The organism is Bacillus sp. FSL W8-0645, from assembly GCF_038007905.1.
GTDB classification, from domain to species: Bacteria; Bacillota; Bacilli; order Bacillales; family Bacillaceae; genus Bacillus; species Bacillus pumilus.
Genome location: NZ_JBBOYC010000001.1, coordinates 375,508 through 390,105, shown reverse-complemented (window position 1 = coordinate 390,105; position 14,598 = coordinate 375,508). Strand labels below are relative to the sequence as shown.

Genomic DNA, 14,598 nt, shown 5'->3' with positions numbered 1-14,598 from the left:
GCCAGTGTGCACCCCTGCCTCATCTAAAGTTTACAAGACTATTTCTCTATTTTTATGATGGACTATTTCTTTAATTAGCTGTGCATTTCGGGCGGCACATTCTTTGTTTTTGAACATGTCCGCGTGCTGACCATAGCCTTGATATTGGCGATAAGCGCCGGTCGTCGCAGCTTCCCAACTTTCCATCCAGTCTGGTATCGCGATGTGCTCTTCGGATTGGATAAAATCAATGTCTGCTTGTATCTCTCCCTGGTTCACCCCCTTAACAAAAGTTTCATAGTAAGCCCTCGTTTTTTGAGCAAGCTCGTCTTGAATGAGCTCCGCTTGGGCCAGTTCACCTTGCCTCGACTGATGGACGATCGCGGCAATATCTTCATCAATGGATCGTCCTTCTAAATCACTTTCTCCTATTTTCTTATAGGAATCGATCATGATGACCTTTTCGACGGTCCGCCCTGCTTGTTCGAGCGATTGAACAAGCTCAAAGGCTAGGTAGCACCCGCCAGAGTAACCCATCAAAATCAGCGGCCCTTCAGGCTGAAGGTGCTGGATATGCTGAACGTATTGCGTGATTCGGTGATCAGCTTCAATAAAGTCAAAGGCGATCAAACGAACACCATCGAGCGTTTTTGCGGCTTCCTGATAGATAAAGCCATAGCCTGGTAATGGCGGTAGAGCAAAGACTGTTGGCGTTTGAGATTCATTGAATACAAGATAGCCGGCGGCTTCCTGATCCTGCTGTTGAATATAACGGCTGATTGCTTCAATGGTAGGCGTCTCAAACAGCAAGTGAATAGGCATCTGAACATCGAATTCCTTCGACACCTTGGATAAAAGCGACATCGCTTTTAATGAATGCCCGCCAAGCTCAAAGAAATGGTCATCTGTGCTGATATCTTCTCGTTCAAGCACTTCCCGCCACATCACAAGTAGCTTTTGTTCTACCTCATTTATCGGAAGCTTCACATGACGGTTTCCTTGAGACACCTCTGGCTTTGGCAGCTGACGTTTATCAACCTTTCCATTTGGCGTAAGTGGCATTTTCTCAAGTCTGATCAGCTCATGAGGCTGCATGTAAGCCGGAAGTTTTTCCTTCAGCCCTGATTTGATCACATCCAGTTTATCCTTCCACTCCTCCTCACACGTCATATAGGCGAGCAGCCTTGTATGCTGCGTGTTATGCTGATCAGCTATAAGGGCCACTTGTTTTACACCTGTATGCATGAGAAGGTGGGCTTCAATTTCTGTCAGCTCAATTCGGTGACCGCGAATTTTCACCTGATCATCCACTCTGCCTGCATACTCAATCAAACCGTCCGTTCGAAAATAAGCCAAGTCTCCTGTACGATACAGCCTTTCTCCCGCAGCGAATGGATGCGCGATAAAGGCTTGTTTTGTCAGATCAGGACGATTCAAATACCCCTTCGCAAGCCCTTTGCCGCTCAGACAAAGCTCTCCGACCATTCCAATCGGCTGAAGCTGCCTGTGCTGGCTCAATATATAAGCACCCGTCTGGTTGAGCGGCTTTCCGATTGGAATCGAACGGGCTTCCATCGGCAGAGCCTCATCGACTGGATAATAAGTGGCGAATACTGTTGATTCGGTTGGGCCATAGACATTGATGAGTCTGCCTTTCCCCATGACAGCAAAGGCTTTCCTCACATGCTGTACCGATGCCCGCTCTCCGCCAAATAGCACCTTGCGCACACTGCGCATCCAGTCGGTTTCTTCATCAACAAGGAGATTAAATAATGCCGTTGGAACAAACATGACAGAAATGTTTTCCCTTTTAATCAATCCCGTCAGCTCGCCCATGTTTAAAATGGTTTCTTTTTTCGGCAAGACAAGCTTCGCTCCGTTTAAAAGTGCGCCATACACATCAAATGTAAAGCCATCAAATACGCTGTTGGATAATGACAGCAGTATATCTGTTTCTGAAATGGTTAAGTAGTTTGTATTTTTGACCACCCGGGCAATATTCGAATGGGTCGTCATGATGCCTTTTGGCTGACCTGTTGTACCAGACGTATACATGATGTAAGCCGTATCGTGTAAACCTGCTTCAAGCGGCAGATTCTCTGAGCTCATCAGTGAAATTTCTTGATCATCTGCAAACAGATACTTTCCATCAAACGCAAGTGCCTTCACTTGACCGATAAAGGATGAGTGAGTCAGAAGATGCGTTGCCCCGCTGTCTTTAAGCATGTATTGAATGCGGCTTTCGGGGTAATCGGGATCAATAGGCACATAGATTGCACCTGCTTTTAAGACAGCCAGCAGGCTGACAATTAGTTCAGGCGTGCGGCCGGCTAAAATGGCGATGACCGTTTGATGCGTGACCCCATTTTTTTGCAAATGTCTTGCTAATCGGTTGGCTTGTTCATTCAGCTTCGCATATGTCATCGTGTGCTCATCTGCTGATAATGCGACCGCATTCGGCTGTTTGCGGACATTATGCTCAAACCATTTAGACAAATATAGCTGGTCATGCTCAAGCTCGGCCGCATTCCATTCCTCAAGAATCAGCTGCTTTTCTTGTTTCGTGACAAGTGTAAGTGTATGAACCGATTGATCAGGATGCTTGATCGCCTCGCTCATCAATAGACTCAGCTGCTCCTTTAACCGTTGAACAAATTGAGGATCAAATGCTTTTTTGTTAAAGGCCAGCTTCAATTGCAATTGTTCTCCTGGTGATGCCAGCAAATTGAGATCATAGTTCGATTTTTCATACACATTTATGTTTTCCACAGTAAATCCTAACCACGCCTCTTGCTCGTCCTTCTTTGCGGCTGGGACATTTTCAAACACGACAATATGATCAATGAGTGGCTGATGTCCTGTCTTTGCCTGAATATCATAAATCGGAATATATTGATGCGGCTCAGCCGCAAGAGACTGCTGCTGCGTTTCTGACAGAAGAGAACGGAATGTCATGTCATCTGTCAGCTGAATTCTTCTTGGGATGACATTGATGAACAAGCCAACCATTCTGTCAACACCAGCCAAATCTGCCGGACGCCCCGACACAACCGTGCCAAACAGCACATCATTTGAACGCTGATATCTGCTCAGCAGAATTGACCAGACCGATTGCAGCACACTGCTTAACGTCGCATTTTGCTGGAACGCTAACTCTGATAAAGCAGCCGTTTCTGCCTTACTCATCGACCATTCCATCTCGCCTAATTCATGTTCATTCGTTTGCTTTCTCTGTTCTTTAAAGGTAGATTGTCCATCAAACCCGGCTAATGATTGCTGCCAATATTGAAGTGATGCTTGTTGATCTTGTTTTTCAAGCCATTGAATATATTCTTTGTACGGTTTAACCGGTTCCAGCTTGTAAGGGATGTCATGTAAAAGGGCATGATAAATCGCAAATAACTCCTGCACCACAAGCCCAAAGCACCAGCCATCAAGAAGGATATGATGATAGCTCCATATCCAGCGATAGCTGGCAGGGCCCGTTTGGAAAACAGTTGCCCGCATGAGAGCATCCTTCGAAAGGTCAAATCCTCTCAGGCGATCCTGTTGTTTAAATGTCTCAAGACGTACAAGCTGTTCGTCTTCAGAAAGATTCTGCATGTCCACCACATCAAGCATAAAAGGACGTTTCTTCAGCACAACTTGGACAGGGCGCTTCACTTTTTCGTGGAGAAATACGGTACGAAAAATATCGTATCGCTCCACGATGACATTCATGCTTTTCTCAAGTAAGTCATGGCGCAGTGTGCCCTTTACGTTCATATCCATTTGCTCTACATAAAAGCCCTTTTCTTGGTGATGGAGGGTATGAAACAGCATGCCTTCTTGCATCGGTGACAGATAATACATGTCTTGAACTTGATCCCTTTTAAATGAACTCATCTATTTCATCCTCCCTTCCCGTTTTTATGACTGATCTCATGTTGTTAGGTCAATTTCTCCTCAAGCATGTCAAATATATCGTCCATTTCATCCATATCAAGGTCACCAGCAGAGAAATCACTTGGCGTAAATTCTCGTTCGTGCTGCGCTAAACAATGAGTCATGATGGATTGTATTTTTTCCTTTAGCAATGCCATGAACTGCTGTATCGTCTGTTCATCATATTCATCTGAACAATATGAACAAGACAACATGAATCGATTGTGTTGAACAAGACCACTGAGGTTCAGCTTATAGACAGCTTCTGAATCAGGGCTTGCTTGTCGTCCCATATCATAGGTGGATGGTCCAAAGAGTTCTGTCGTCACTTCCTGATCAATCTGCCCAAGATAGTTCAAGCTGATTTCAGGTTGTACATGTTTTCCTGACGACTCAGTGAGATATTTTAAAATCCCGTAGCCGATCCCTTTATTCGGAACACGCCGCAGCATTTCTTTCGTTCCTTTAATCTCCTCAGCTATGCTCTGATCCGGCTTTGCTTTCAGTACGACTGGATACATACTCGTAAACCAGCCAACCGTGCGGGAGACATCCAGTCCTGATAAAATATCCTCTCTTCCATGACCTTCAAGCTGCACATGTACATGGGACTCACCTGTCCACTCCTGAACGGCAAGACCGAGCGCACATAGAAGAATATCGTTCATTTCCGTTGTGTACGGTAGATGAATGTCGGTCAAAAGATGCTCGGTTTCAGACTCTGAAAGCTGCATCTGTACTGCTTTTGTTTGAGCAACTTTTCTTTTCGTTACTTCATGATCAACAGGTAAAGTGGTGATTGGAGTCCTGTCAATCTCATTCCAGTACTCACTTTGGCTTTTTAACGGCTTAGACTGTGCGTATCGTTCGATCGCCTCTGCCCATTCTTTAAAGGAGTGGGTTTTAGGCGGTAGGACGAGTGTTTGTCCTTGAACTGCCTGTTGATAAAGAGACATAAAGTCCTCTAGTAAAATTCGGCATGAGACACCATCAATCACAAGATGGTGTGTCACGATAAGTAAGTGATCGCCATCTTTTGCACAGAAACAGATCACTTTCATCAATGGACCTGTTTCGAGGTTCAGCTGACGCTGATACTCGTTGGCATAGGTGGAAATGGCTTTTTTCACATCGTGCTCTTTAGAGACATCATGAGAAATAACCGCAATTGGTTCAGTGAGCTCGCGCTGATTGTATTGCAGGATGCTGCCATCCTCTTGCCTGTATACCATGCGCAGTGCATCATGATGTGAAAGTAATTTCTGCATCACTTGTTCTGTCATCAAAAGGTCAAATCCATTTGGCGCATGAAGCATCATCGAGAGATTCCAATGATGCTGGTCAGTGAATGTTCGTTCAAAGAACCAGCGTTGAATTGGAGTCAACATGACTTCCCCTTCAACCGATGATTGGTCAGCTGTCAGTTGATCAGCTTCTTCGATATATGGGCGTAGCTCCGCAATCGTTGGGTACTGGAATAGTAGTTTCATATCAAGCTTCCAGCCCGCTTGTGTGAGCCTGCTTGCCATTTGAATGCCTTTAATCGAGTCTCCGCCAAGGAAGAAGAAGTGATCGTGAATGCCGACTTGGCTGACGCCAAGCACGTCTTCCCAAATGCCGCAAAGTAGTGTTTCGACTTCGTCTCTTGGCGCTTCGTATGCCGTTTGGTTGGCTTCCATATTTGGTGCTGGCAATGCTTTCAGATCGACTTTTCCATTTGCCGTCATCGGCAGGTGGTCTAGCTTGATGATCCATGAAGGGACCATATAGTCTGGCAACGTGCGTTTTAAGCTTTCTTTCATGTCGGCCGTTTCTTCATCTGTGATGACGTAAGCGACAAGCGCATCTTGTTCGCTGGTATCTTGCACCGTTGTCACGACTGCTTCTTTGACTTCCGAAAGTGCAAGAAGCTGCGCCTCAATTTCTGACAGCTCAATCCGGAAGCCTCGAATGTTGACCTGATGGTCTTTTCTGCCGAGATAGATCAGTTCGCCACCCTCTGTCCATTTCACCAAATCACCTGTCAGGTACATGCGCTCATCTGGATAAAATGGATCTGGGACAAATCGTTTGTTGGTTTCTTCTGGAAGATTCCAGTACCCTCTTGCCAGCCCTTTTCCTGCGATCACGAGCTCACCCGGTACGCCTGGCGGCGAGAGGTCATATAACGAACACATAATGTAAAAACGGGTATTGGCAATCGCTGTTCCAATCGGAAGCGTGCCTTGATCTGGATTGATGATCCCACTTGTCGCCACGACGGTGTTTTCTGTTGGACCGTAGTTATTCACGAGTTGATAAGGAACTGGTTTTACCTGTTTCAGCTTGTCTCCGCCTGTTAGTAAGTAACGCAAGGAGTGATTGTCCATTGACATAAACTGCTCGCATAGCTGGGTCGGCAGGAATGCAATGGTGATATTTTCGTCATTGAAATACGCATTGAGCTTGATCATATCGAGACGAATTGCTTCATCAATGATGTGCAGCTCTGCGCCGGCAATCCATGTCGGGAACATTTCCCAAATAGAGGCGTCAAAGCCAAAGCCGGCATATTTGGCGGTTCGATCCGCGTTTGTCACTTGGAAGGCATCATTGTGCCAGAACGCAAGATTGACAAGGGACTGGTGTTCGACCATGACACCCTTCGGCTGTCCTGTTGTTCCAGACGTGTAAATCATATAGGCGAGATCTGTTGGTTTGAAATGAACCTGAATTTCTTGTGCTTCTCCTTTTACGGCATCTTCTATATGCAGAACATGACCTGTGAATGAAGATGGTGCAGTCAGTCCTTTTTGCATGAGAAGAACCTCTGCCCCGCAGTCATCCAGCATGTAGGCAATACGCTGATCCGGATAATCCGCATCGATTGGAACGAATGTCGCACCTGCCTTGAGGACGCCAAGGACGGCTGCCGTCATGTCAAGTGATGGGCGAGTGAAAATACCGACACGGTCTCCTCGTTTTATGTCGTTTGAAATGAGTCTTGAAGCGACTGTATTTGCCCGGCTGTTGAGTTCTTCATACGTCCAGCTTGTTCCGCAGAAGGTCGCCGCTTTTTGGTGCGGTGCTTCAAATACCTTAGCCTCAATCAGTTCATGAACGTTTTGATCTGACGGAACGTCTAGGACAGGGCCTGACCATTCATTGATCAGCTCTTGTTTTTCCTCTTCTGTTAAGATCGAAAGCGATGAAATTGGTTCATTTAGCTTCGCCAGCATCTCGTCTATGATTTGTTCATAATATCGACTCCAACGCTGAATGGTCTTCTTTTTAAACAGCGCCGTTGCATATTCAAAGCGTAAGCCCACTTGATCTTGTTCTTCAAATACACCGAGCGTTACATCAAATTTTGCATGAACTGTCTCTTGCTGTTTTTGCGAAAGCTTGAGTCCATTTAGATTCGGTAACGTCATATCACGGTCATCTGTTGTCAGCATGACACTAAACAATGGGTTGCGGCTCGTGTCTTTCGGCAGATCTAACTGTGCCACCAATTCTTCAAACGGAAATTCTTGATGTTCATAGGCTGATAGACTTCGATCTTTCATTTTTTCCAGCAATTGTGCTGTGGTTTCCTCGAGCTGCACTTCATGTCGAAGAGCCAGTGTATTCACAAACATGCCTGGAACCCGTTCGATTGAAGCATGTGTACGTCCTGCTGTGACAGCGCCTATGACGATATCTGTCTGCCCAGTTAATTTGGAAAGGAAAATAGCAAATGCCGTTTGCATGACCATGTTCATGCTTACACCTTTTTCAGCCATGAGTGCTTTAATGGTCTGCACCTTCTCAGGAGATAACCATCTATCGACTCGGTCTCCTTCAAATGACTGGACATGAGGACGCGGAAAATCAAGTGGCAGTTCCAAATCTTCAGGTGGCTCTGCGTATTGCTCCAGCCAATATTGACGCTGTTTCTCGAGCAGCGCTTGCTGCTTTTCTTCCTGCTGCCATACTGCATAATCCTTGTAGTGAAGCTGAACTGGCGGTAACGTCTTTTTCTCATACAGCTCTGCCAATTCTTGAATGAGCAGACTGCGTGTGACACCATCTGCGATGATATGGTGCATATCCATCATGAACACATATTTCTCATCAGAAAGTTTCGCCACCTTTGCCCTCATTAATGGTGCTTGATGTAATGAGAATGGGGTGATGAATGCGTCTATGACAGGTTGCTCATGACCTTTCTCTACTTCAACAACCTCTAACGTAAATGGCACTCGGCGATACACTTTTTGAACGGGTACGCCATCAATTTCTACAAAGGCTGTCCGCAATGATTCATGTCGTTCGATCAAGGCTTGCAGCGCTTCTTCTAGCTGCTTTACATCTAGACTGCCTTCCATCATCAATATGGCAGGCATATGGTAAGTCACTGCTTCTGGATGCAGCTGCTGCAACACATACATCCGCTTTTGAGCAGAAGAGACAGGATAGAAATCTTGCTTCTCCGCCGGCTGAATGGATGTCATGTCCGAGGAACCCACTTCTTCTAAATAAGCTGCCATCGCACGTATCGTTGGCTTTTCAAAAAGGACTTTGAGCGGCACATGCTTGTTCAGCTTGGCTTGCATTTTTGAAATGAGCACCATGCCTTTGAGGGAATGACCTCCCAATTCAAAGAAGTGATCATGCACACCTATTTGTTCAACCGCAAGTACTTCTGACCACATATCGCAAAGCGTCTGCTCAAGTGCCGTTTCTGGTGCTACATGCACCGCGCGATTCATATGCACCTCGTGCGGAAGCGGCAGAGATTTCGCATCTACCTTTCCGTTTTGCGTGAGCGGGATGTGGTCGACTTTGACAAAGTACGTTGGGATCATATAATCCGGCAGTGTCTCCGCAAGCTTTTCTCTAAACGTCAGTGTTCCAATCGGTTCAGGCGACGTGTAATAAAGTGCAAGCTCTGGTAAACGGGACATATGAAGTACTTTGACATACACCTCTTGAATGGATAATCGTGCACGTGCGGCATGCTCAATTTCCTGCTTCTCAATACGATAGCCGCGGATTTTCACCTGATCATCTATTCTTCCAAGAAACTCAATCTCTCCATTTGCATGCTGTCTGACCAAATCTCCTGTACGATACATCCGCTCTTCAGGAAAATACGGATTTTCTAGAAAACGCTCTGCCGTTAATTCAGGCTGATTCAAATACCCTCTCGATACACCTTCCCCTGATATATAAAGCTCTCCAGGTGCGCCATACGGAACGAGGCGCTGCTGACGATTGAGTGCGAGCGCTCTTGTGTGAGCAATTGGCTGTCCGATCACAGAGCGATCCTTCAATTCGCCTAGCTCTTGCTTTGTGATCAGCTTGGTCACAGTTCCAATGGTTGTCTCTGTCGGGCCGTAGTGGTTCATCACAGCCACACATGGATGCTGTTCCATAAATATCTCAACGTCCTCAGAGACAATCGGTTCTCCTCCAAGTATGACAAGGCGTAAAGCGTTAAATGCATGATCTTTCGAATCTGCCATCATATGAAATAAGGATGGTGTCATTTTGATATAAGTCAGCTCTTGTTCATCAATTAAACGCATGAGTCGTACCGGGTCTGTATACACATCTTCACGAGGCACATACAGGGTTCCTCCTGCCTTTAAGACAGGGAAAATGCTTGTGTAACCAAGATCGTATGCATAAGAAGAAAGAAGTGCCGTCCGATCGCATTCTTGCAATGTCACCTCATTTGTCAGCCAGTTAACGTAGTGTGATAGATTACGATGCGTAAGCTGAACACCCTTCGGTTTTCCTGTTGTCCCAGATGTGTAAATCACATACGCAAGTTGATCGGCTGATGCTTCCGGCAAATCTAGCGTGCGGCTTTGCTGTACTGCTTTTTCAATCTGCACGACCTGAATCGACTTGTGATGTTGATAGGCCCCTGCAAGAGACTCATTTGTTACGATCACTTGTGCACCTGAATCTTCTAACGTGTAATTGATACGTTCCGCAGGGAAGGCCGGATCAATTGGTACAAATGCACCCCCTGCTTTCATCACACCAAGCATTGAAACGATGACATAGACAGAGCGATCAAGAATCAGCGCTACAGTCTTTTCTTTCTCGACGCCTCGTATCTTCAGTTCACTGCCAATTGCATTTGACATGTCTTCCAGCTCGCGGTAAGTGAGCTTCCGTTGATCATCCATCACCGCAATGGCATCTGGTGTTTCCTTTGCCTGACGTGAAAATTGGACGTGGAAAGGCTCATGATGATTTGTTTGCACTTCGTCTTTTTTCTCCAACCGCTCTATTTGCTCATGCTGTTCAAGAATAGGGAGCAATCCGATCTGTTTCTCCGGGTGTTGGACCGCTTCACGAATAATCGCTAGAAGATGAGTTCCGAATCTGCGGACCGTCTCTTCATTAAATAACACCGCTGCATAGTCAAAGCTCAGCTTTAATGCTCCCTCTCGTTCAAATGCTTCTAGAGACAAGTCAAATTTGACTGAGTGATGCTGTATGGCATAAGGCGAAATGTGCAGGTCGCCGAGCTTTAGCGCGGGAACCTCCATGTTCTGCATGTTAAATGACACGCTAAAGAGCGGGCTTCGGGTTGTATCACGATCTAACGGAAGACGTGCAATTAACTCTTCAAGCGGATAGCTTTGATGAGCAAAAGCATCAACACTCATTTCTTTTATTTCTTCAAGCAGCTGTAAAAATGTCTTTGTTTGTTCTGGTTTTCCGCGCATCGCAACGGTGTTGATAAACATCCCCGGCATGTCCTGTATATCAGGATGTGTCCGTCCTGCAACAGGGGAACCTACGATGATATCTTCCTGACCGCTATAGGTGGCAAGCAGCACCTGAAAAGCAGATAACAAGAACATATACATGGTCGTATCTGTTTTCTGAAGCAGGTCATGAATCCGCTGAGTCGTCGCTTGATCACAGCCAAACATGAATCGTTCTCCTGAAAAATCACGTTCCGCTGGACGCGAATAATCAGTTGGCAGCTCTAATACTGGCAATTCTCCTTCGAATTGCTTCAACCAATAGGCTTCATGCTCCTTCTGTTTCTCCGTCTCTTCTTCACTTAACTGCCAGACAGCGTAATCTTTATAATGAATGGCTCTTTCTGCAAGAGCTTCGCCATCATAGGCCTTCGCCAAATCTTGTATGAACGTCTTCATGGAGCTGCCATCTGTAATGAGATGATGTGCTTCCAAGACAAGAAGATGACGGTTTTCACTGACCTTCAACAACTGGGCTCGCAAAAGGGGTGCCGCTGTTAAATCAAATGGCGTCTGACGTTCAGAAAGAAATGCTTCCGCCTCTTCTTCCTTGATGTCATGGACGGGAAGATCAAATGCCGTCCAATCATTCACTCTTTGAACAATGTCTTCTCCATTCATATGAAAACTTGTTCTTAGGATTTCGTGCGTTTGGATCAACTGATCGAACGCTGCTTTGAGCCGCTGATATTGGAGTGTTCCTTCAAGCGTTAAGACGATTGGAATATGATAATTCGTGCTGTCTGGTTCGAGTGTCTGCAAAATGTATAAACGACGCTGAGCTGGTGATACCGGATATTCGTCCGCCTGCTCTGCTGGTAAAATCGGATGCCCCATTTCTTCTTGACCACCCTGATCGATATATGCCGCTAATGAACGAATCGTCGGCTTCTCAAAAATCACTTGAATCGGCATTTCCTTTTGAAGCACCTCTTGAATCTTCGCGGACATCATCATCGCTTTGAGAGAGTGCCCGCCAGCCATGAAGAAATGTTCATCTACTCCGACCGTTTTTCCAAGGAGCTCCTCCCAAATTTGAGCGAGTGCCTTTTCTGTCTCCGTCTCAGGCGGAATGATTTCCTTTTTCTCCTGATACGCTTCGTCCGGCTTTGGTAAAGCTTTTCGATCTACCTTGCCGTTCGATGTGAGCATAAAAGCATCCAGCTTCATCACATGGTGCGGCACCATATATGCCGGGAGCTCTTGATTAAATAAATCTCGCACTTCTTCTTCTGTCATTGTCCCTGTGAAGTAAGCGGTGATTTCCTTTTCATCTGAGGAAAACGAATGGACAAGCACAACCGCATCATCTATGCCCACTTTTTGCTGAAGCACTGTTTCAATTTCACCAAGCTCAATACGGAAGCCTCGAATTTTCACCTGATCATCTGTCCGGCCGAGGAATTCGATCTGGCCATCTGCGCCATACCGAGCCAAATCCCCTGTTCGATACAAACGGCCTGACGGTTTAAAAGGATCTGCCAAGAATACTTGATTGGTCAAATCTGGACGATGGAGATATCCTCTTGCGACACCATCTCCGCCAACATACAGCTCTCCTGGCGCTCCAATTGGCTGCAATCGTTGATCATCATCTAAAATATAAGCCGACGAATGGTTAATCGGCTGACCAATTGGAATCGGACCCGTTTCATCTCCTCTTACTTCGTAAATGGTCGAGATGGTTGTATTTTCTGTTGGACCATAGGCATTCAGCAAGACAAGTGCTGGATGATGCTGTTTCACAAGCTCCGCACTCTTCACATTGATCACGTCACCGCCTGTAATTAATGTGGTTAATCCTTTGAACATTTGCGGCCGTTGCTGAGCGAGCTGATTAAATAATCCAGTCGTTAAAAAGAGCGTCGTGATCTGATGTGTTTGGATAAATTGTTCGAATCGATGGATATTTAATAAAGTATCACGGTCAACAGGATACAGCGTCGCACCACCCAGTAGCGTGGTGAAGATTTCAAAGGTAATGGCATCAAAGCTGACTGCCCCTGTATGCGCCATACGATCCGAAGTGTTCAAACCTAAATTTTCCTGAGAACATGCTAATCTCACAATATGCTGATGCTCAATTTGCACCCCTTTTGGCTGTCCAGTTGATCCCGATGTATACATGATATACGCCAAGTGAGATGGAGACGTCCGGGCTGATACATCCATGTGTGAGTGATGAGGCTTACTCGTCACATGTACAGCCTTGATCTGTTCATCAACTGGCGGCTGACTGTCAGCATGAAGCAAAATGGATGCGCCACTGTCCTCAAGCATAAATCGGATTCTTTCTTCAGGCTGCGAAGGATCAATCGGCACATAAGCTGCCCCTGCGTGTAAAACTGCTAAGATGGCGATCACCGCATCAGCTGATCGGTTCAAATACACCGCCACAGCATCCCCGGGCTGTACGCCTTTCTCAATAAGACTGCCAGCCAAACGACGGATTTCTTGTCCAAGCTCTTCGTACGTGAATGTTCGGTCGCCTTCAACTAATGCCAGATGGTCAGGCTGCGCCTTCATACGTTCTTTGAGCAGCTCAGGAATAGACAGATGCTTCGGATAATCTCGCTCCGTCTGATTCCACGCTTTTATCTGCTGCTTCTCTTCTTCTGTGATACATGTCACGTCATGAAGGCGTACTTCAGGGTTTTGGATGATTTGCTTCATGAGATTGGTTAGATGTTTCGATATGTTTTCTATGACCTTTTCTTCAAAAGCTATGGCGTTGTATTTGATTTTCAATGTCCACGTTTCACCGGGATACACAAGGACATTTAGGTCAAAATTCGTTTGTTCAAATCCGCCCTTTACATCAATGGAAAAACCAAGACGCGCAGACATGGTGTCACCAGACAGCTCCTGATCTAAAGGATAGTTTTCAAACCCAACCAAATGATCAAAGAGCTGCCCTCCAGCAGCTGTTTTCTGCTGAATGTCATAAAGCGGCATAAAATCATAGTTTTCCGCTTCCAGTGCATGCTGCTGTACCTTTTGAAACAACTGTTTGAACGTCTGCTTCTGATCCAATGTCACTCGAACGGGTATCGTATTGATAAACAGCCCTGCCATGCGCTCAATTCCAGATACACTTGGAGGTCTGCCCGATACAACGGTGCCGAATGTGACATCATCAGCTGCATGATAGATGCCTAAAAGAACAGACCAGACAGCCTGAAACAGGTTCGGGGCTGTCACTTGGCATTGTCTTGCTACATTTTGAATGGCTTGTACCGTTTGAGCATCCCATGTAAATGTCCATTCCTGATGGTCGTATTGTCCGTTCGCTTCTTTTTGCTGCAGCAGCCCTTGATGCTGAACCGCTCCATCTAGACGCTTTTGCCAATAGCTTTCCGCTTCTTGTTTGTTTTGCTTTCCAAGCCACTGGATATAATCTGCATAAGGCTTACCCTGTGAGCGATCCGGCGTTCGACCGTTCCGAAAAGATTCATAGTAATGAAACAGTTTTTTCATTAAAACACCCATGGACCAACCATCCATGATGATGTGATGGTTGCTCCAAATTAGATGCCAATTTGTTTCATTTAGTTGAAAAACAGCGACCTTCAATAACAGATCATTTGTTAAATGAAATCCTTGCTTTCTCACTTGTTTTTTATATTGATCCAATACCTTTTGCTGCTCTTGATGATTCAGATGAGATAGATCCTCTCGATACACATCGAGATGACGTTCAGCCAGTACAACCTGACGAGGCTTTTGTAATTGTTGATAGACAAAGGCTGTACGGAGAATGTCATATGTCCGTATGAGCTCATTGAGACTTTTTTCAAAAAGAACGTGATCAAACTCTCCGCTTATTCCAAGCTCAAGCTGTGTGAAATAAGAGGAGGAATTAGGGTCTAGCATGGCATGATAAAGCATGCCCTCCTGCATGGGTGTTAAAGGATATACCTTTTGAATCTTCTGCTTGCTCATA

At 45.7% G+C, this 14,598-nt stretch carries 2 protein-coding genes; both read right to left on the bottom strand.

Annotation, left to right across the window (positions count from 1 at the left end):
• Window positions 1–30: 30 nt before the first annotated feature.
• Window positions 31–3,864, bottom strand: coding sequence for a non-ribosomal peptide synthetase (locus NST39_RS01970; protein WP_341026699.1), 3,834 nt, complete (start codon window positions 3,862–3,864; stop codon window positions 31–33).
• Between the two features lie 44 nt (window positions 3,865–3,908).
• Entirely contained in the window at window positions 3,909–14,597 is a 10,689-nt protein-coding gene (locus NST39_RS01965; RefSeq protein ID WP_341026697.1) for a non-ribosomal peptide synthetase, read from the bottom strand.
• Between the last annotated feature and the right edge of the window lies 1 nt (window position 14,598).